General features: G+C 74.3%; 16 protein-coding genes. 9 read left to right on the top strand and 7 right to left on the bottom strand.

What is annotated here, in order from left to right:
• Positions 1 to 3: 3 nt before the first annotated feature.
• Positions 4 to 1,341: a carboxylesterase family protein gene (locus E4623_RS14300; RefSeq protein WP_134767233.1), complete on the bottom strand. Its 1,338-nt coding sequence runs from the start codon at positions 1,339 to 1,341 to the stop codon at positions 4 to 6.
• A gap of 74 nt (positions 1,342 to 1,415) precedes the next feature.
• Between E4623_RS14300 and E4623_RS14295 the strand changes: the two genes are divergently transcribed.
• Complete coding sequence (locus E4623_RS14295; RefSeq protein ID WP_134767232.1) at positions 1,416 to 2,429, top strand: DUF4349 domain-containing protein; 1,014 nt, start codon at positions 1,416 to 1,418, stop codon at positions 2,427 to 2,429.
• Here E4623_RS14295 and hemE read toward each other — a convergent pair.
• Positions 2,421 to 3,488, bottom strand: a complete 1,068-nt coding sequence (gene hemE, locus E4623_RS14290) for a uroporphyrinogen decarboxylase (RefSeq protein ID WP_245155080.1) — start codon at positions 3,486 to 3,488, stop codon at positions 2,421 to 2,423. The two genes, E4623_RS14295 and hemE, sit on opposite strands and share 9 nt — an antisense overlap.
• A 69-nt stretch (positions 3,489 to 3,557) precedes the next feature.
• Between hemE and E4623_RS14285 the strand changes: the two genes are divergently transcribed.
• Both E4623_RS14285 and E4623_RS14280 read left to right on the top strand, forming a co-directional pair.
• Positions 3,558 to 4,184 carry a DUF3000 domain-containing protein gene (locus E4623_RS14285; RefSeq protein WP_134767231.1) on the top strand — a complete coding sequence of 209 codons (627 nt, stop codon included), beginning with the start codon at positions 3,558 to 3,560 and terminating at the stop codon, positions 4,182 to 4,184.
• Positions 4,181 to 5,584, top strand: a complete 1,404-nt coding sequence (locus tag E4623_RS14280) for a ribonuclease D (RefSeq protein ID WP_134767230.1) — start codon at positions 4,181 to 4,183, stop codon at positions 5,582 to 5,584. The genes E4623_RS14285 and E4623_RS14280 overlap by 4 nt, the downstream gene beginning before the upstream one ends.
• On the opposite strand, the gene E4623_RS14275 is transcribed toward E4623_RS14280, so the two are convergent.
• Entirely contained in the window at positions 5,551 to 6,879 is a 1,329-nt protein-coding gene (locus E4623_RS14275) for an extracellular solute-binding protein (RefSeq protein WP_134767229.1), read from the bottom strand. The two genes, E4623_RS14280 and E4623_RS14275, sit on opposite strands and share 34 nt — an antisense overlap.
• Before the next feature lie 344 nt (positions 6,880 to 7,223).
• Positions 7,224 to 7,847 (bottom strand): hypothetical protein, encoded by a 624-nt coding sequence (locus E4623_RS14270; protein ID WP_245155079.1) that lies wholly within the window; start codon positions 7,845 to 7,847, stop codon positions 7,224 to 7,226.
• 57 nt (positions 7,848 to 7,904) lie between these two features.
• Between E4623_RS14270 and E4623_RS14265 the strand changes: the two genes are divergently transcribed.
• Positions 7,905 to 8,516 (top strand): DUF3558 domain-containing protein, encoded by a 612-nt coding sequence (locus E4623_RS14265; protein ID WP_134767228.1) that lies wholly within the window; start codon positions 7,905 to 7,907, stop codon positions 8,514 to 8,516.
• Between the two features lie 4 nt (positions 8,517 to 8,520).
• On the opposite strand, the gene hrpA is transcribed toward E4623_RS14265, so the two are convergent.
• Positions 8,521 to 12,411: an ATP-dependent RNA helicase HrpA gene (gene hrpA, locus E4623_RS14260; RefSeq protein ID WP_134767227.1), complete on the bottom strand. Its 3,891-nt coding sequence runs from the start codon at positions 12,409 to 12,411 to the stop codon at positions 8,521 to 8,523.
• 154 nt (positions 12,412 to 12,565) lie between these two features.
• Here hrpA and E4623_RS14255 point away from each other — a divergent pair, with 154 nt between their 5' ends.
• A complete protein-coding gene (locus tag E4623_RS14255) occupies positions 12,566 to 13,744 on the top strand; it encodes an SPFH domain-containing protein (protein ID WP_134767226.1) in 1,179 nt (392 codons plus the stop codon).
• Between the two features lie 10 nt (positions 13,745 to 13,754).
• Complete coding sequence (locus E4623_RS14250) at positions 13,755 to 14,993, top strand: hypothetical protein (protein WP_209020697.1); 1,239 nt, start codon at positions 13,755 to 13,757, stop codon at positions 14,991 to 14,993.
• A 45-nt stretch (positions 14,994 to 15,038) separates the two neighbouring features.
• On the opposite strand, the gene E4623_RS14245 is transcribed toward E4623_RS14250, so the two are convergent.
• Together E4623_RS14245 and E4623_RS14240 are read right to left on the bottom strand one after the other, a co-directional pair.
• Positions 15,039 to 15,548: a hypothetical protein gene (locus E4623_RS14245; RefSeq protein ID WP_134767225.1), complete on the bottom strand. Its 510-nt coding sequence runs from the start codon at positions 15,546 to 15,548 to the stop codon at positions 15,039 to 15,041.
• A gap of 56 nt (positions 15,549 to 15,604) precedes the next feature.
• Positions 15,605 to 16,003 carry a VOC family protein gene (locus E4623_RS14240; protein ID WP_134767224.1) on the bottom strand — a complete coding sequence of 133 codons (399 nt, stop codon included), beginning with the start codon at positions 16,001 to 16,003 and terminating at the stop codon, positions 15,605 to 15,607.
• A gap of 27 nt (positions 16,004 to 16,030) precedes the next feature.
• Between E4623_RS14240 and E4623_RS14235 the strand changes: the two genes are divergently transcribed.
• From E4623_RS14235 to E4623_RS14225, 3 genes are all read left to right on the top strand, one after another.
• Positions 16,031 to 16,864 carry an AraC family transcriptional regulator gene (locus tag E4623_RS14235; protein WP_209020696.1) on the top strand — a complete coding sequence of 278 codons (834 nt, stop codon included), beginning with the start codon at positions 16,031 to 16,033 and terminating at the stop codon, positions 16,862 to 16,864.
• A gap of 63 nt (positions 16,865 to 16,927) precedes the next feature.
• The gene (locus E4623_RS14230) at positions 16,928 to 17,668 is read left to right on the top strand and encodes a response regulator transcription factor (RefSeq protein ID WP_134767223.1); all 741 of its coding nucleotides are present in this window, start codon (positions 16,928 to 16,930) and stop codon (positions 17,666 to 17,668) included.
• On the top strand, positions 17,665 to 19,068 hold the full coding sequence (locus E4623_RS14225) for an ATP-binding protein (RefSeq protein WP_209020695.1): 1,404 nt from the start codon (positions 17,665 to 17,667) through the stop codon (positions 19,066 to 19,068). Before E4623_RS14230 ends, E4623_RS14225 begins: the two co-directional genes overlap by 4 nt.
• Positions 19,069 to 19,108 lie beyond the last annotated feature (40 nt).

Genomic DNA, 19,108 nt, shown 5'->3' with positions numbered 1-19,108 from the left:
GGCTCAGTGCAGCGTGAGGTGTCCGCAGCCCGGGTCGGTGAGCTCGCCGGTGCGCGCGAACGCCGCCCACAGCCGTCGTACCGGCCGGCCGGCCGCCACCACGTCGTCCCAGTCGACCCCCTCGACCAGCGGGGAGCCGGCCCAGCCGTCGGGGTTCGGGAAGAGCAGCGCGAGGTCGATGGTGTGGGCGCCGGTCAGCCGGCTGCCGCGCGGCCCCCAGGAGATCGTGTAGCGCCCGCCCCGGCCACCCGACGCGCGATGACGGCGCAGCCACCGCACGGCGTCGCGGGTGTAGATCCGCCAGGTGAGGGCCCGCACGAGCGGCTCGACGAGCGCGCGGCCGACGACGGGGAGCCCGCCGAGCCGGGCGACCGCCGGCACCTCGGAGACGAAGAAGGCGGTCTCGCGGCTGTTGGTCCCGATGAGGACGTCGACGTCGGGGGCGACCGCCGCCCAGGCCGCCTCGACGTCGTCCTCGGCCGGCACCGGGGACCGGCCGTACTGGACCCCGAACGGCATCCCGCCCAGCAGCCCGAACGAGCGCGCCCGGTCGTTGACCCGCTCGTAGTGGCCCAGGACCTCCTCGGCCGGAGCGTCCTCGGGGATGGAGCCGGCCTCGGCGGCCATCGCCTCCGACATCGCCTCGCGCCCCCGGGTGATGCCGAGCGGGGCGCTCTGCACGATCGCACGGCGGAACAGCCCGGCCGCGCCGTCGGCCACCATCAGGTGCAGGACGGCGTCCGCGCCGGCCGACTCGCCGAACGCGGTGACGTTGCCGGGGTCGCCGCCGAAGCCGCGGACGTTGCGCCGCACCCAGCGCAGCGCCTCGACCTGGTCGAGCAGGCCGAGGTTGGCGGGGCGGTCGGCGTCACCGAGGAAGCCGAACAGGCCGAGCCGGTAGTTCACCGACACCACCACGACCCGCTCCTCGCGCACCAGCGTCGCCGGGTCGTGCATCGGGACGTCGCCGGCGCCGCTGACGTAGGACCCGCCGTGGAAGAACACCATCACCGGCAGGTCGTCGCCGGGGGCGGCGTCCTCCGGCAGGGTCACCGAGAGCGCCTGGCAGTGCTCGTCCTGGTCGAGGTCGCCGAACCCCGCCGGGAACATCCGCTGCAGCAGCGGCGACCCGACCTGCGGGCAGGCCGGCGCCCAGGACGTCGCCAGGATCGGCCCGTCCTCGGCCGGCACCGCCGGCTCGGCGACCGGGGCCGCGTGGCGCTCGGCCCGCGCGTAGCGCAGGCCGGTGGCACGGACCACGCCGGCGTCGCGCCACCCGACGACAACACCGGCGGCGCACTCGAAGCGGGGGGCGGTGCGGACCTGCTCGTCGGACGTCACGGCGCGAACCTACCCACCCGGGCCAGGCCCGACGGGCGAGGGAACCGATCGTGGGCCGACCACGTCGGACGCGTATGACCTCACGACGTGGCCGGCGCCTGGGCGCCGCGGCAGCAACCCTGGCCATCCTCACCCTCGCCGTCGGCGCGTGCTCCTCGAGCGGCTCCGACGACTCCGGCGGCGGCGGCGACAGCAGCGGCGGCGAGGCGGCCGCCGAGGCGCCCGCGGAGTCGGCCCCCGAGGCGCAGCAGTACCTCGCCGACGCCGACAGCGGAGCAGCTGCCGACAGCGCCACCCGTTCCGCGGCCGGCGCCACGTCGTCGGAGACCCCGACCGACGTCACCCGCCCCGAGGGGGCGGCGATGATCCGCAACGGCAACGTGGCGCTGCGCGCCGAGGACGTCGGCGCCGCCGTCTTCGGCGTCCGGAAGATCGTGGCCGGGGCCCGCGGGGAGGTCTCCGACGAGAACACCGAGGCCGACGAGGACGGCGCCGCCGAGCGGAGCATGCTGACGCTCCGCGTGCCGGAGGCGACGTTCGACGACGTGCTGGCCGACCTGAAGGCGCTCGAGGCCACGTCGCTCGTCGATGCCTCGTCGAGCTCCAAGGACGTCAGCACCGAGGTGATCGACGTCGACGTGCGGGTGGAGCTGCAGAAGCGCAGCATCGAGCGGATCAGCATCCTGCTCGACCGGGCCACCAGCATCCGCGACGTCGTGAGCATCGAGCGCGAGCTGGCCCGCCGCGAGGCCGACCTCGGCTCCCTGCAGCAGCGCCAGACCTACCTCGCCGACCAGACCTCGATGTCGACGATCACCGTCTCCGTCGAGCGGCCGCGCGAGAAGGTGGTCGAGAAGAAGGAGGAGAGGAAGGACGACGAGACCGGCTTCGTCGCCGGGCTCGAGGGCGGGTGGTCGGCGTTCACGACCGTGGCGACCGGCCTGTTCACCGCGACCGGTGCGGTGCTGCCGTTCGCGGCCGTGCTGCTGCTGGTCGGCGTCCCGGCGTGGGTGCTCCTCCGCCGCCACCGACCCGCGATCACCCCGGCGACCCCGGCAGCCGCCGGCAGTGGTGACCCGTCAGCGTGAGAGCGGGTAGGACTGCACGAACTCGGTGAGCCGGGCCAGCTGGTCGGGGTCGGTCGAGGGGATCACGCCGTGCCCGAGGTTGAAGACGTGGCCGCGCGCGGCGCGACCGGCCTCGATCACCTCGGCTGCGCGCGCGGTCATCACCTCGGTGGGGGCGAAGACCAGCGTCGGGTCGAGGTTGCCCTGGACGGCGCGGTCGCCGACGAGCGGGATCGCGGAGGCGAGCGGGGTGCGCCAGTCGACGCCGACGACGTCGGCCCCGGCCTCCCCCATCAGGCCGAGCAGGTTCGACGTCCCGACACCGAAGTGGATCCGCGGGACGCCGAGGGCCCCGGCCCGCTCGAGCACGCGGGCCGAGTGCGGCGCCACGTGCGTGCGGTAGTCGTCCGGGGTGAGCGCGCCGGCCCACGAGTCGAAGAGCTGGACGGCGGACGCGCCGGCCGCGACCTGGACCTCGAGGTAGGCCGCCGACATCGCGCCGATCTTGCGCATCAGCGCGTCCCACACCTCGGGCGCCCCGAACATCATCGCCTTGGTCCTCGCGTGGTCCTTGGACGGACCGCCCTCGACGAGGTACGACGCCACGGTGAACGGCGCGCCCGCGAACCCGATGAGCGGCGTCGCGCCCAGCTCGCCGACCAGCCCGCGGACGGCCTCGGTGATGAACGGGACGTGCTCGGGGGTGAGGTCGGGGATCGCCTCGACGTCGGCCAGGGTGCGCACGGGGTGCGCGACGACCGGGCCGACGCCGGGCTTGATGTCGAGGTCGACCCCGACCGCCTTCAGCGGCAGCACGATGTCGGAGAAGAAGATGGCCGCGTCGACGCCGTAGCGCCGCACCGGCTGCAGGGTGATCTCGACGACCAGCTCGGGCGTCATGCACGACTCGAGCATCCCGACACCCTCACGCAGCGCGAGGTACTCCGGCAGCGAGCGACCCGCCTGGCGCATGTACCAGACCGGGGTGTGGGGCACCGGCTCTCCACGCACGGCCTTGAGGAAGGCGCTCTGCGCCAGCAGGTCGACGGGTCGATCGGCCGGCGCGGGTGGGGTCGTCACCGGCCAAGCCTCGCATCCCCTCCAGCGTGTCAGGCGATCGGATCCCCGGGACCGCCCTAGGGTGAGCGCATGGTGGTGCGTCAGGAGTCGAGCCTCGCGCCGGCGGAGTTCCGCGCCGCGGTCGCCGCGATGCGCGCTGCCCCGCTCAGGCCGGAGGTCTTCTGCGAGGAGATGCCGGCCCCGCAGCGGATCGCGCCGTACGCCGCCGCCCTGTCGGCCGACGTGACCGTCGACGAGACCGACGTCGGCACCGGCCGGCTGATCCTGCTGCACGACCCCGACGGCAACGACGCCTGGGACGGCACCTTCCGCTGCGTCGCCTACTGCCGCGCGGAGGTCGAGCTCGAGCTGGTCGCCGACCCGATGCTCGCCCACGTCGGCTGGTCCTGGCTCACCGACGCCCTCGAGGCACACGGCGCGGCCCACACCGCCGCCTCCGGCACGGTCACCCGGGTCGCGACCGAGAGCTTCGGCGGCATGGCCGAGGACGGCGGCACCGCCCAGGTGGAGGTCCGCGCGTCGTGGACGCCGATCGCCGCACCCGACAGCCCCGACGGACCCGCCGGGCTCGACATCACCCCGCACGTCGAGGCCTGGGGCGAGCTGCTGTGCGCGGCGTCCGGGCTCGAGCCCGTGCCCGAGGGTGTCGTCGTGCTCCCGAGCCGTCGCGGGCAGCGGGGCACGCCCGGCCGATGACCTCTCCTGCCGACACTCCCCCGCCCGATGACCTCGAGGCGGTCGAGACGACCGTCGACGTCGCCGACGAGACAGTCGACGAGACACCCGCCGACCCCGAGGCTCCCCCGGCGCCGCTGCTCGTCCTCGCCGACGGCCTGCCGCCGCTCATCGACACCGAAGCGGCGCTGGTCGACTACTGCGCGCGGCTCGCGGCCGGCACCGGCCCGGTCGCGATCGACGCCGAGCGGGCCTCCGGCTACCGCTACTCCGGGCGCGCCTACCTGATCCAGCTGCGCCGCAACGGCAGCGGCACCGGCCTGGTCGATCCCGTCGCCTTCGACTCGCTGGCCCCGCTGGCCGAGGCGCTCGAGGGCACCGAGTGGATCCTGCACGCCGCGACCCAGGACCTGCCGTGCCTCACCGAGGTCGGCCTCCACCCCTCGGCGCTGTTCGACACCGAGCTCGCCGGGCGGCTGCTGGGCTACCCGCGGGTCGGGCTGGCGACGCTGGTCGAGACCCTGGTCGGCTTCCGGATGAAGAAGGAGCACTCGGCCGCCGACTGGTCGACGCGCCCGCTCCCGGAGTCGTGGCTCGAGTACGCCGCCCTCGACGTCGAGGTGCTGGTCGAGCTGCGCGACCTGCTCGCCGCCGAGCTCGAGGAGACCGGCAAGGCCGAGTGGGCCCGCCAGGAGTTCGACGCGCTGCGCAGCTTCACCGCGACCCCGCGGGTCGACGCGTGGCGCCGGACCTCGGGGTTGCACCGGGTCCGCGGCCGCCGCGCCCTCGCCGCCGTCAAGGCGCTGTGGGAGACCCGCGACGAGCTCGCCGAGCGGCGCGACGTCACGCCGGGCCGGATCGTCCCCGACTCCGCGATCATCGCGGCCGCCGTCGCGATGCCGACCGACCGGGCCGGGCTGCAGGGCGTGAAGGGCTTCCACGGCCGGGGCGCCGAGCGGTACGCCGCCCGTTGGGTCGACGCGCTCACCGAGGCCGCCGAGCTCGCCGAGGACGACCTGCCCAGCCGGTCGCCGCGCGGGGACGGCCCGCCGGTGCCGCGCGCCTGGGCGGAGAAGGACCCGGTCGCCGCCGTCCGGCTGCAGCTGGCCCGGGAGGCCGTGCTGGCGCTGTCGGCGCAGCACTCGATCCCGGTCGAGAACCTGCTGACCCCCGACACGCTGCGTCGCACGCTCTGGTCGCCGCCCGAGACCCGTGACTCCGGTGACCTCCTCGACGCCGTCGTCGACCAGCTCACCGCGCTGGGGGCGCGGGCGTGGCAGGTGGCGCTGACCGCACCGGTCATCGCGACCGCCGTCCTGGAGGCGGACCGGCTGGCCGAGACCGTCCCGGAGCCGGCACCGACGGCGCTCGAGCCCGCGCCCGAGGATCAGGACGACGAGTCGGACGGCTCCGGCTCGTAGTCGGGGTCGAGCACCGAGCGTGACACCTCGTCGATCTCGGCGGTGAGGCTCGGCGGGTCGATGACGCTGCCGTTGAGCATCTCCTCGACCAGCGGCCGGACCGCCTCGTCGAGCTCGAGACCCTCCTCGATGACGGGCAGCAGCACGAGGTTCTGCGCGCTGGCGTTGAAGACACCCGCGTGCTCGGGCAGCTCGCCCGGCTGCAGGAAGGCGTCGGACCGGGCGACGGTCAGGTTGGCCGGCACGGTGTGGCCGGCCCTGGCGACGGTCGCCACGCTCAGGTCGGAGATGGCGTGGACGAGGAAGTCGGCGGCCTGCTGGACCCGGTCGCCGGGTGCGAGGCAGAGGCCGCTGATCTCGGCGATCGTGGCGGGCGTGCCGAGGGTGGGCATCGGCATCACGTCGAAGTTGAGCCCGTCGACCTCGCGCAGCTCGGGCGTGATCTCGCGGTAGCCCTCCATCATGCCGAGCTTGCCGCGCTCGAACCACTCGCGCGGGGTCGCCTCCGCGAGCTGGTCGGGGGTGAGGGCGAGGGGGCCGCGCAGCAGCTCGAGCGTGGTGGTCAGGGGCTCGACGTTCTCGTCGGCCGACAGCGCCAGCGACGTCGGGTCGGCGTCGTCGTCGAAGAGCCGGCCCCCGCCGGAGTAGAGGAACGGCGCCAGGCTGCGCAACCGCGGTTCGACGCTGACGCCCTTGGTGTTGCCGCGTCGGCGGGTGGCGTACTCGGCGGCGGCCTCGAACTCCTCGAACGTCCAGCCCTCGAGCTCGTCGTCGGGGGCCGGCAGCCCCCGCTCGCGCATCGCCTCGAAGTCGATGAGGTCGGTGTTGTAGTAGATGACCATCGGCGAGACCGAGTAGGGCATGCACTGGAGGTCGTCGTCGGAGGAGAACGCCTCGATGCCGGTCTGGGCGTAGCCGTCGCCGTAGCTGATGTCGCGCGCCTCGAGCAGGTCGAACAGCGGCGCGTTGTGGCCGCCGTCGACGATGCTCCTGAGGTCGCGGCGGGCGGTCAGGTAGATGTCGGGCGGGGCGTCGCCCGCGTCGAGCGCGGCGGCGAGCGCGGCGCTGTCGGGCCACGACTCGAGCTCGACCTCGGTGCTGACGGCCTGCGCGTTGTAGCTGTCGACCACGGCCTGGTAGGCCGCGACCTCCTCGTCGCTGCCGAACACCCCGAACCGGAGCGTCACCGGACCGGGCGGCGGCTCGTCGTCGGCCTGCTGGTCGCACGCGGCCAGCGACGTCACCAGGACGGCCGCCAGGGCCAGGGCGAGCCGACGGCTCAGGCGTCGTCTCATCGTGCTCCTCGGGTGCGGCGACCGTGCTGCGACACCCTACCGACCACCGCCGACACCCGGCCCGACCCCCGGCCCGACCCCCGCCGGGTCTCCGCTGCGTTGTGCCGACCCGGCACCTGCGCGGCGGGCGACGGCGGCGTGGCCCGGGCGCGGCGTCGCGGCCCGGAGAAATGTCGAGCACGCCGGACCGGGGAGCGCCTCACGGCGCGTGGCCGCTCGTAGCGGCTTGTGTTGGGACCCGGGGCTGCCACAGCCCGACGTGCTCGACCTGTCCAACCCTACTCGCTCGGAGCGCATTCCCCAGGGCTCGTCCCCAGCCGGTCGGCGCGGCCGTGAGTCCGGTCTCAGGACAGCCGGCCGTCGAGCTCGAGGCGCGCGGCGACCTCGAGCTGCTCGGCGAGGCCGAGCATCCGGCGCACGTCGGGCTCGGAGGTCTCGGCGAGGGTGGCGCGACCGGTGGCCACGACCCGGCCGAAGGCCGCGGCGCGCAGGAGCACGTCGGCGAACTCGCCGCCGGCGATGCCACGCAGGACGTCGTCGACCATGGCGCGCAGCTCGGCGGGGCCGGGCGGGTCGGCGACGCCGGCGACGACCTCGGCGACCTGCGCGCGGGACCGGCCGGCGTCGTACTCACGGGCGACGCGGACGGGGTCGGCGTGGACCCAGGACCGGAGCAGGTAGAGCCGCCACAGACACCCGGCGAGCGAGTCGGCGGGAGAGCCGGCCCAGACCTCGGCGACCGTCTCGATGCCCTCGGTGTCGGCGAGGTGGAGGAGCCGCTCGGCGACGGCGTCGTCGTCGACGTGGCGGGCGCCGCGCACCAGCAACGTCGCCGCCCGGTCCGCCGCCTCGCTGACCAGCGCCGGGTCCGCGCCGCCCTCGAACTCGTCGAAGTACGCCGACCAGCGGGCCAGCGGTCGCTGGTGCGCCCGCTGGCGCGGGCGGGGGTCGGGGGCGGGGTCGGGCACCGGTCAAGCCTACGCACGACGGGGTTCGCGCCGGAGCGGGCGGGGAACGGTGGCGCCATGCGTCGTCCCCCGGTCCTGACCGTGCTGCCCGTCCTGCTGCTCGTCACCCTCGCCGCCCTGGCCGGCTGCTCCTCCGACGACGACGGCGGCGACGGCGGGTCCGACGGCAGGACGGACGACGCCTGGCTGGAGACCGACGTGTGCGCGTTGCTCCCCGACGCGATCCTCGAGCAGGTCTTCGACGATCCGGCGGCCATCGCGCCGGAGCCTCGCACGCCGAGGGACATCGAGGCCGACGTGCCGGACGACGTCCCCGACGCGATGGCGAAGGCGAACCGGACCGAGTGCCGGTGGGCCAGCGACGACGCAGCCGGGAGCGTGCGGCTGGCGCTCTTCGACCCTCCGCTGCCCGGCCTCTTCACCGAGACCGAGGGCGAGGACGCGATCACCGAGCCCTATGACGTCGACGGCGACCCGGCGTACGTGACGGTGCTCGGCGGCGGCTCCTGCTCGCTCTACCTGCCGACCGAGCCGGCGTGGGTCACCGTCGACCTGTCGGCGTACGGCACCGACCCCGGGACCGGCGAGGAGCCGGCCACGTGCGCGATCGCCGCCGACGCCGCCGGGAGCGTCGCCGACGAGCTGGGCTGGTCGGTCGAGAAGGGCTGAGTCCTCAGCCCAGCGCCTTGCGGATGCGCTGGTCGCTAACCGGGCCGTCGGTGCCGAGCTGCTGGGCCCACAGCGAGACGCGGTACTCCTCGAGCATCCAGCGGACCTGGCGCAGCCGGGCGTCGGCCGGGCGGCCGGGCGGCAGCGCGTCGACGCGGTGCAGGTAGGCCTCCTGCAGGGAGGCGACCTGGTCGAGGTGCTGCCGGTCGCGGACGACGGCCCCGCCGTCCTCGTCGAGCCGGGCGCGGCGCACCTCGAGCGCCCGGAGGTACGTCGGGTAGCGGCGCAGTCGCAGCGCGCCGGCCTCGCCGACGAACCCACGCACGACGAGCCGCCCGAGCTGGGCCTTCATGTCGGTCAGCGCCGGCAGCTGGGCCATGTCGGCGCGGCCGCCGAGGGCCTTGTCGGTGGTGCGCCAGCGGTCGAGCACGCCGATGACGTCGCCGACGGTCGCGCGCACCGCCGCCTCGTGCTCGACGGACGCCGCGGCGACCAGCGCCGCGAACCCGGCCTCGTCGCGCACCGGCGGGCGGGCGTCGACGACGTCGGCGAGGACGGCGGTGCGGCAGTCGGCCAGCAGGTCGGCGACCGTGGCGTACGGCGAGCCGGCCAGGCCGAGCTTCTCGAGGTTGCCCAGGCCGCCGAGGACCCGGGCGGTCGGGTCGGGGACGACGAGGGCGAGCAGGCGTCGCACGCCGAGACGGTGCCTGGCCTCGGCCTCCTCGGGGGACCCGACGACGGCCAGCCCGACGGTCGCGCCCTCGTCGACGAGGGCCGGATGGGCGGTCACCTCGTGACCGGCGCGGCGCTCGGTGATCGCGGCCGGGATGCTGCCGAAGGTCCAGGCGGTCTCGCCGGTGCGGGCCAGGCCGCTGTCGTGCGCGACCTCGTCGAGCGCCGCCGCGAACTGGGGCCGCAGCGGCGCCTTGAGCGCCTCGAGGTCCTTGCCGCGCGCCTGCTCGGCACCGGCGTCGTCGACGACGCGGTAGGTCGGCCGCAGGTGCTCCGCGACCCGGCTCCAGTCCCACGCCTCGCGCGGGACGACCACGCCGGTGGTGGCGCGGACCCACCGCTCGAGCGCGTCGAGCAGCGGCTCCTCGCCGGCCGGCACCTCACCGAGGAAGGACCGGGCCCGGTCGGGGGCGGGCACGAGGGCGACGCGGAGGTTCTTGGGGAGGCTGCGGACCAGGGCGGTGACGAGCTCCTCGCGCAGGCCGGGCACGTTCCAGGAGAAGTCGGCGTCGCTGACCTGGTTGAGCGTCGCGACGGGCACGTCGATGGTGATCCCGTCGTCGTCGGAGCCCGGCTCGAAGTGGTAGCTGATCGGGAAGGTCAGTCCCTCGCGCCCACCGCCGGCCGGGCTGTCGCCGTGCCAGCTGCTCGGGAAGTCGGCCTCGCGGACGGCGTCCGCGGAGTCGTGGGTGAGCATGTCGAGGTCGAAGGTGAGCAGCTCGGGGCGACGCTGTCGCTCGCGCTTCCACCAGGTGTCGAAGTGTGCGCCGCTGACGACGTCGGGACCGACCCGGGCGTCGTAGAAGTCGAACAGGGTGTGCTCGTCGACGACGATGCCCCGGCGCCGGGCGCGGTGCTCGAGCTCGGCGGCCTCCTCGAGCAGCTCGAGGTTGCGGGTGAAGAACTTCTGCCGGGTCGACCACTCGCCGTAGACCAGGGCGTGGCGGATGAAGAGCTCGCGCGCCACCGCCCGGTCGACGGTGCCGAACTGGACGAGCCGGTCGGCGACCAGCGGGACGCCGTACAGGGTGACCCGCTCGTGGGCCATCACCGCCGCCCGCTTCTTCGACCAGTGGGGCTCGGAGTAGGTGCGCTTGACCAGGTGCGCGCCGAGCCGCTCGGCCCACTCGGGCTCGATGGCGGCGTTCTGGCGGGCCCAGAGCCGGCCGGTCTCGACCAGCTCGCCGGCCATCACGAACGCCGGGTTCTTCCTCGCCAGGCCGCTGCCGGGGAAGATCGCGAACCTGGCGCCGCGCGCGCCGACGTACTCGCGCATCGGACGACGTCCGCCCTGGCCGCCTGCCCCCGACCGGGCGCCGGGCTTCTCCTTCTCGCGCTCCTCGAGCAGGCCGACGTGGCTGAGCAGCCCGGACAGGAGGGCCTGGTGGATGCCGTCGGCGTCGGGGATGTCGGCGGGCTGGCCGACGTCGATCTTCATCTCCCGGCAGACCTGGCGCAGCTGCGACTCGAAGTCCTGCCACTCCCGCACGCGCAGGTAGTTGAGGTACTCGCGCCGGCACATCCGCCGGAACGCGCTGCTGCTCAGCTCGCGCTGCTGCTCCTTGAGGTAGCGCCACAGCTCGAGCCAGGTGAGGAAGTCCGAGCCCTCGACCTTGAAGCGGGCGTGCTGCTGGTCGGCCTGCGGGCGTTGCTCGGCCGGCCGCTCGCGGGGATCCTGCAGGCTCAGCGCGGCGGCGATCACGATCACCTCGCGCACGCACCCCAGCCGCTCGGCCTCCAGGATCATCCGGGCCAGCCGGGGGTCGATCGGCAGCCGCGCCAGGCGTCGTCCGGTCTCGGTGAGCCGTGGCCCGTCGTGGTGCCCCCGCTGCGGTGGTCCCGGGTCGCCTCCGGCGTCACCGCCGATCCGGACGGCGTTGAGCTCCTCGAGCAGCTGGACGCCGGCCTGGACGTTGCGGCGGTCGGGAGGCTCGACGAACGGGAACCGGGCGACGTCGCCGAGGCCGAGGGAGGTCATCTGGAGGATGACGGAGGCGAGGTTGGTGCGCAGGATCTCGGGCTCGGTGAACTCGGGGCGGGACTCGAAGTCCTCCTCGGAGTAGAGCCGGATCGCGATGCCGGCCGCGACGCGGCCGCAGCGGCCGGAGCGCTGGTTGGCCGAGGCCTGGCTGATCGGCTCGATCGGCAGCCGCTGGACCTTGGTGCGCACCGAGTAGCGCGAGATCCGGGCGACGCCGGTGTCGACGACGTAGCGGATGCCGGGCACCGTCAGCGAGGTCTCGGCGACGTTCGTGGACAGCACGACGCGGCGGCCGCCGTGCGCGGCGAAGACACGGTGCTGCTCGGCGGCCGAGAGCCGGGAGTACAGCGGCACGATCTCGGGCCCGCGCTCGCCGAGGGCCGTGGAGAGCGCGTCGGCGGTGTCGCGGATCTCGCGCTCGCCGGGCAGGAAGACCAGGACGTCGCCCTGCCCCTCGGCGCCGAGCTCCTTGACGGCGTCGACGATCGCCTCGGTCTGGTCGCGGACGATCGGCTCGCCCTCCTCGTCGTCCTCCATCACGTCGACGAGCGGGCGGTAGCGCACCTCGACCGGGTAGGTGCGGCCCGAGACCTCCACGACGGGGGCGCCGCCGAAGTGCCGGGCGAAGCGCTCGACGTCGATGGTCGCCGAGGTGATGATCAGCTTGAGCTCGGGGCGCCGCGGCAGCAGCCGCTTGAGGTAGCCCAGCAGGAAGTCGATGTTGAGGCTGCGCTCGTGGGCCTCGTCGATGATGAGCGTGTCGTACTTGCGCAGCTGCCGGTCGCGCTGGAGCTCGGCGAGCAGGATGCCGTCGGTCATCACCTTGACCCGGCCGGCGCGCGAGGTGCGGTCGGTGAAGCGCACCTGGTAGCCGACGATGCTGTCGGGGTCGCCGATCGTCGTCCCGAGCTCGGAGGCGATCCGCTCGGCGACCGAGCGCGCGGCGATCCGGCGCGGCTGGGTGTGGCCGATGAGTCCGCCGCGACCACCGGGGCCGCGGCCCAGCTCGAGGCAGATCTTCGGCAGCTGGGTGGTCTTCCCCGACCCGGTCTCGCCGGCGACGATGACGACCTGGTGGTCACGGATCGCCGCCGCGATGTCGTCGCGCCGCTGGCTGACCGGGAGCTCGGGTGGGTAGGTGATGCCGAGCTCGTCGTGACGCTCGGCGGGCGGGGAGGACATGGTCCCCCCATTCTGCCCGGTGGCGTCGTCCTGGTGTCGACGCGGTGTCGAGTGGATAGGAGAGCAGCACCCGGTCGGGGTCGACTACGGTCTCGTACACCGGACGCCGGCACGACCCACGGCACGACCGACTGCAGAGAGAGGCGACAACCCCATGGGCCTGATGGATGCCATCCGCGGCGAGTTCATCGACATCATCGAGTTCCTCGACGACAGTCGCGACACCCTCGTGTGGCGCTTCCCGCGCCACGACAACGAGATCAAGAACGGCGCCCAGCTCGTCGTCCGCGAGGGCCAGCAGGCCGTGTTCGTCAACGAGGGCCAGATCGCCGACGTCTTCGGGCCGGGCACCCACTCCGTGGAGACGAAGAACCTGCCGATCCTGTCGACCCTCAAGGGCTGGAAGTACGGGTTCGACTCGCCCTTCAAGGCCGAGGTCTACTTCGTCGGCACCCGCCAGTACACCGACATGAAGTGGGGCACCCAGAACCCCGTCACGCTGCGGGACGCGGAGTTCGGGATGGTCCGGCTCCGCGCGTTCGGCACCTACGCGCTGCGGATCACCGACGGCGCCAAGCTGCTGCGCGAGCTGGTCGGCACCGACCCGCAGTTCCGCACCGAGGAGGTCTCGGAGTTCCTGCGCCAGTCGATCGTCTCCCAGCTCGGCACGGCGCTGGCCCAGGCCAACGTGCCGATGCTCGACCTCGCGGCCAACCAGCAGGGCATCGCCGACAAGCTCGCGCTCACCCTGTCCGAGCAGCTCGGCTCGATGGGCATCGAGATCCCCCGCTTCGTCATCGAGAACATCTCGCTGCCGAAGGAGGTCGAGGAGGTCCTCGACAAGCGCACGTCGATGGGCGTGCTCGGCAACCTCGACCAGTACGCGAAGTTCCAGGCCGCCACCGCCATCGGCGACGCCGCCAACAACCCCGGCGGCGCCGGCGAGGGGGTCGGGCTCGGCGTCGGTGTCGCGCTCGGCCAGCAGATGGCCGGCGCGCTCGCGCCGCAGGCGCAACCGCCCGCCCAGCCGGCCCAGCCGCCGGCCGCTCCCGCTGCGGCCCCGGCGACGCCGGCGGCCGCCGCACCGCCGCCGCTGCCGACCACGTCGTCGGCGTTCTTCGTCGCGATCGGCGGTCAGCAGGTCGGACCGCTCGACCGGTCCGAGCTGCAGGAGCGCGTCGCCGCGGGCGAGCTGACCCCCGAGACGCTCGTGTGGCGTGACGGGATGGACGCCTGGACGCCGGCGAGCGACGTCGCGGAGATCCGGGCCCTGTTCCCGGCGACCCCGCCGCCGCTGCCGCCGAGCGCCCCGCCCGTCCCCCCGACCGCCTGAGGACGACGCGATGACCGGCACCGGCGCCCCTCCTCCCCTGCCCTTCTCGGACCCGGAGCCACCGGAGCCCGACCAGGTCGCCGACCAGCGCGACGACACCCCCGACACCCCCGACACCCTCGACGACCTCGACACCGACGGCACCCTCGACCACGAGGTCGGCGACGAGCACCTGAGTGCGGTCTGCCCGAGCTGCGGCGCCCAGACGGCGTACGCCCCGGGCACGACGTCGCTGCGGTGCGGCTCGTGCGGCGCCCTGCAGGAGATCGCGCCGTCCGAGGCGACGATCACCGAGCACTCCTTCGACGAGTGGGTCGCCAGGCACGGCGGGGTCAGCGTGGCGTCCCTGGCCGCGATCGAGCTCGAGTGCGGCAACTGCGGTGCCCGGTCCGAGAGCACCGACCTGGCCTCGACCTGCCAGTTCTGCAGCGGCGCGCTGGTCGCCGTCACCAAGCAGGAGGGCCTCGTCGAGCCGGAGGCGGTGCTCCCGTTCCACGTCGACCGCGACGGCGCCCGCGAGAACTTCCGCGCGTGGGTGGGCTCGCGGCGGTTCGCGCCGAACGCCCTGAAGCGGGTCGGCTCGACCGAGGGTCTGCGCGGCACCTACCTCCCGCACTGGACCTTCGACGCCCGCACCGACACCGACTACCAGGGCCAGCGCGGCGACCACTACTACGTCACGAGGACCCGGCGGGTCTCCGACGGCAAGGGCGGGCACCGCACCGAGACCTACCGCGAGCGGCGCACCCGCTGGCGGGGGGCCTCGGGCAGCGTCAACCGGTCCTTCGACGACGTCGTCGTGGTCGCCAGCCACCACCTCGAGCGCGAGCAGCTCGAGAAGATGGGTCCCTGGACGCTGTCGGAGGCGCGGCCGTTCCAGCCCGAGTACCTCACCGGATACTCCGCCGTCCGCTACGACGTCGACCCGCAGGCCGGCTCCGAGGAGGCCCGCGGCGAGATGCGCGAGGTGATCCGCCAGGACGTCGAGCGCGACATCGGCGGCGACGAGCAGCGGATCTCCGAGATGGACGTCACCTACTCGAGGGCCATGTTCAAGCTGATCCTGATGCCGCTGTGGATCGCCACCTACCTCTACGGTGGCAAGACCTACCAGGTGCTGGTCAACGCCAACACCGGCAAGGTCATCGGCGACCGTCCCTACAGCGCGCTGAAGATCGCGGCCGCCGTGGTCGCGGCGCTCGTCGTGGTCGCCGCCGTCGTCGCGATCGTGATGGCCACCCGGCAGTAGCGCGAGCCCCCGCCCTCGGCGGCGCGATCGACGCGCCGGGCCGCCTCAGGTGGTGGCGCCGCCCGTGTCGCCCGACGAGTCGGGCTGGGTGCCGGGCTGGGTGCCGTCCGGGGCGGTGCCGGGCGGCACCCCGCCGTCGGGCGGGGTGCCCTGCCCGGGCTGGAGACCACCGCCGGGCTGGCCCTGCTGGCCCTGCTGGCCGGGCTGGCCCTGCTGGCCGGGCTGGAGCTGGCCGCCCGGGCCACCGCCGAAGCCGCCCGGACCCTGCTGCCCGTCGCTGCCGTCGCTCAGCGCGCCGAGCGCGGCGCCGCCGAGCCCGCCGAGGACCAGCGAGGCCAGGGAGACCGCCACCACGCCGCGGAGGCCCAGGACGCGGTGGCGCAGGCTGGTCCTCGCCGGTGCCGCCGGTGTCTCGGCGTACCCCGGCGGGGCGACCGGTGCCGGGCCGTCCGACCCGGTGCCCGTACCGGTGCCGGTACCGGAGCCCGCAGCGTGGTCGGGTGCGGCCGGCTGGTCGGCCGCGGGGACGGGGTGCTGAGTGCGCGTGTCGTTCATGACCTCGACAGTCGGGCGGGGACCTGTCAGGAGCCTGTGCGGACGACGTGCGCCGGCTACCACCTCGAGGCGTCGGTGAGGCAGAACGGGTGCCCGGCGGGGTCGAGCAGGACCCGCCAGGTCTCGCCGGGCTGCGGGTCGGCGAGGGTGGCACCCATCGCGAGGGCCCGCTCCTCGGTCGCCGCCACGTCGTCGCACGCGAGGTCGAGGTGGAACTGCTTCCGGCCGCCCTCGTCGGGCCAGGCCGGCGGCTGGTAGCCGGCCACCTGGCCGAGGCCGAGCGCCGGCGAGGCGCCGCCGGGATCGGTGATCATGGCGTACTCGTCCTGCACGTGGGCGACGTCCCAGCCCAGCAGGGCCGACCAGAACGCCGCCTCGGTGCGGACGTCGGCACAGTCGAGGGTGGTCATCTTGAGCACGGCGGTCGCCGGGGTGGTCGCGGGTGTCGAGGTCATGTCCCCGATCGTCCCTACGATCGTGACGTGGCGGCTAGGAGAAATGCGACGTCGACGCGGGCCGGGATCCTGCGCCCCGACGAGTTCGCGCGCCACGTGACGATGGAGCGCACCGAGACGCCGGCCGACCTGGCGCCCTGGGTGGAGTACCACTGGACGCTCGCGTGGGACCTCCCCGACGATACGGCCTACCCGAGTGCCGTCATCCCCCACCCGGCCTGCAACCTCACCGTCGAGCAAGGCGCCGCGCGGGCGGCGGCAGGGGGCGAGGTCGTGCTCGTCACCGGCGTCACGACCCGGCGCTTCGAGGTCGAGGTCACCGGCGCGGGCTGGGTCCACGGGGCCAAGCTGCGACCGGGCGGGCTGGTCGCGCTCACCGGCGCCGACGCCAAGGCGTGGGTCGACCGCACCGCACCGGCCACGGAGGTGCTGTCGCGCGAGGTGCACGACGTCCTCGCCGACCTCGCCCCCGGCACGCCGGCAGCCGCGGCGACGGAGGTCGTCGCGGCGGCCCTGCGGCCCCTGGTGCCCGAGACGGCCGACCCGGCCTACGACCGGCTGCTCCACGTCGTCGAGGCCATGCTCGGCGACCGCACCCTCCTGCGGGTCGACGACGTCGCCGAGCGGCACGGACTGTCGCGGCGGGCGCTCGAGCGGCTGTTCGCGCGCTACGTCGGCGTCGGGCCGAAGTGGGTGCTGGCCCGCTACCGGATGCACGACGTCGTCACCGCCCTCGACTCCGGCTACGACGGTTCGATGGCCGACCTCGCCGCCGCCCACGGCTGGTACGACCAGGCGCACTTCGGGCGGGACTTCGCCGCGCTGGTCGGCGTCCCACCCAGCAGCTACCGACGCCCCTGAGGTCATCCGGTCTCCCCAGCGCGTTCACAGACAACGCACAGACAGCCGGTCCACAGTGTCGTCATGGCTGCTGCACCCCACGTCGTCCCCCGCCTCACCCGCCCCGACGGCTCGCCCGTCCGGGTGCTCGTCGTCGACGACGAGGTCAACATCGCCGAGCTGATCTCGATGGCGCTGCGCTACGAGGGCTGGCACGTCGAGACCGCCCACACCGGCACCCGGGCGGTGGCGGCCGCGAAGGCGACCGACCCGGACGCCGTCGTCCTCGACATGATGCTGCCCGACTTCGACGGCCTCGAGGTGCTGCGCCGGATGCGCGGCACCCACCCCGACGTCCCGGTGCTGTTCCTCACCGCCCGCGACGCCGTCGAGGACCGGATCGCCGGGCTCACCGCCGGTGGCGACGACTACGTCACCAAGCCCTTCTCCCTCGAGGAGGTCGTGGCCCGCCTGCGCGCGCTGATGCGCCGCTCCGGCGCCCAGCAGGCGGCGACGTCGTCGGTGCTCACCGTCGGCGACCTCACCCTCGACGAGGACAGCCGCGAGGTGGTGCGCGCGGGCGCGGAGATCACGCTGACCGCGACCGAGTTCGAGCTGCTGCGCTTCCTCATGCGCAACCCGAGGCGGGTGCTGAGCAAGGCCCAGATCCTCGACCGCGTCTGGAACTACGACTTCGGCGGCCAGGCCAACGTCGTCGAGCTCTACATCTCCTACCTGCGCAAGAAGATCGACGCCGGCAACGACCCGATGATCCACACGATGCGAGGCGCCGGCTACGTCCTCAAGCCGGCCACGACGTCGTGAGCCGGCTGCGCGGCCCGGTCTCGCTCACCTCGCGCCTCGTGGTCACCGCCGTCCTGCTCGTCGCGGTCCTCGCGCTCCTCATCGGCACCGCCACGACGTTCGCCATGCGCGACAACCTGACCGGTCAGCTCGACGAGAAGGTGCTGGCCTCCGTCGACCGCGAGAGCGGCCCCCGGCCCCCGCCCGACGGCCTGGACGAGCCGCCGGTCGCCCTCGGCAACCAGGGCCCCGACACGCTCCTGGCGTTCCCCGCCGCCGGCGAGGGCGTGATCCTCGCCGCGCGCCGCCCCGACAACGACCCCCTGAGCGACGCCGCGCTCGAGACCCTGGCCGAGGTGCCGGCCGACGGCACCGTGCACGAGGTCGACGTCGACGGGGCCGGGACCTACCGGGTCGTGGCGTTCGAGACCGGCACCACCAGCGGGGTCCTGGTCACCGGCCTCCCCACCGAGGACGTCGACGACTCGGTCGCGTCGCTCGTCCGCCTCGAGCTGCTCCTCGGCGTGGTGGCGGTGCTGCTCGCCGGGGCCGCCGGGCTGCTCCTCGTGCGCCGTCAGCTCCGCCCGCTGCGCGAGGTCGCCGAGACCGCGCACACGGTCGCGACGCTGCCGCTGGAGTCGGGCGAGATCGGCGTCACCGAACGGGTGCCGGCCCACCTGACCGACGAGCGCACCGAGGTCGGCCAGGTCGGCGCCGCCCTCAACACCCTTCTGGCGCACGTCGAGACCAGCCTCGACGCGCGGCACGCGAGCGAGCAGCGGGTGCGCCAGTTCGTCGCCGACGCCTCGCACGAGCTGCGCACGCCGCTCACGACGATCGCCGGCTACACCGAGCTGGCCCGCCGACGCCCGGACGACACCGCGTTCGCGGCGACCGCGCTGACGAAGGTCGCCGACGAGTCGAAGCGGATGACCGCCCTCGTCGAGGACCTGCTGCTGCTCGCCCGGCTCGACTCCGGCCGCCCTCTCGAACGTCGTCCGGTCGACCTGACCCGGCTGCTGCTCGAGGCGGTCGCGGACGCCCGCGTGGTCGCACCGGAGCACCACTGGCGCCTCGACCTGCCCGACGAGGCCGTCGAGGTCGAGGGCGACGCCGACCGGCTGCACCAGGTGCTGACCAACCTGCTGACCAACGCCCGCAAGTACACCCCGGCCGGCACCACCGTCACCGTCGCCGCACGCCGCGACGGCTTCAGCGTCCACGACGACGGCCCCGGCTTCGCCGCCGAGGTCCTCCCCCACGCCTTCGAGCGGTTCGCCCGCGCCGACGCCGCCCGGCACCGCGAGGGCGGCGTCGGTCTGGGCCTGGCACTGGTGGAGGCGATCGTGACCGCGCACGGCGGCACCGTCACGCTCACCAGCACACCCGGCGACACGCTCGTCGACGTCCGGCTCGGCTGAGGTCGGCTCGACCCGGATCCCCCACGACCCGGATCCCCCA

It is taken from the genome of Nocardioides sp. 1609 (genome assembly GCF_004522105.1).
GTDB lineage: Bacteria > Actinomycetota > Actinomycetes > Propionibacteriales > Nocardioidaceae > Nocardioides.
This window is presented reverse-complemented; position numbering and strand designations above follow the sequence as displayed.

Bases quoted from the DNA above. Each gene is read 5' to 3' on its own strand.
- E4623_RS14250 (WP_209020697.1), top strand. From the start codon at position 13,755: ATGACCGGCACCGGCGCCCCTCCTCCCCTGCCCTTCTCGGACCCGGAG.
- E4623_RS14240 (WP_134767224.1), bottom strand. From the start codon at position 16,003: ATGACCTCGACACCCGCGACCACCCCGGCGACCGCCGTGCTCAAGATG.
- hrpA (WP_134767227.1), bottom strand. From the start codon at position 12,411: ATGTCCTCCCCGCCCGCCGAGCGTCACGACGAGCTCGGCATCACCTAC.
- E4623_RS14245 (WP_134767225.1), bottom strand. From the start codon at position 15,548: ATGAACGACACGCGCACTCAGCACCCCGTCCCCGCGGCCGACCAGCCG.
- E4623_RS14280 (WP_134767230.1), top strand. From the start codon at position 4,181: ATGACCTCTCCTGCCGACACTCCCCCGCCCGATGACCTCGAGGCGGTC.
- E4623_RS14275 (WP_134767229.1), bottom strand. From the start codon at position 6,879: ATGAGACGACGCCTGAGCCGTCGGCTCGCCCTGGCCCTGGCGGCCGTC.
- E4623_RS14255 (WP_134767226.1), top strand. From the start codon at position 12,566: ATGGGCCTGATGGATGCCATCCGCGGCGAGTTCATCGACATCATCGAG.
- E4623_RS14230 (WP_134767223.1), top strand. From the start codon at position 16,928: ATGGCTGCTGCACCCCACGTCGTCCCCCGCCTCACCCGCCCCGACGGC.
- E4623_RS14285 (WP_134767231.1), top strand. From the start codon at position 3,558: ATGGTGGTGCGTCAGGAGTCGAGCCTCGCGCCGGCGGAGTTCCGCGCC.
- E4623_RS14265 (WP_134767228.1), top strand. From the start codon at position 7,905: ATGCGTCGTCCCCCGGTCCTGACCGTGCTGCCCGTCCTGCTGCTCGTC.
- E4623_RS14295 (WP_134767232.1), top strand. From the start codon at position 1,416: ATGACCTCACGACGTGGCCGGCGCCTGGGCGCCGCGGCAGCAACCCTG.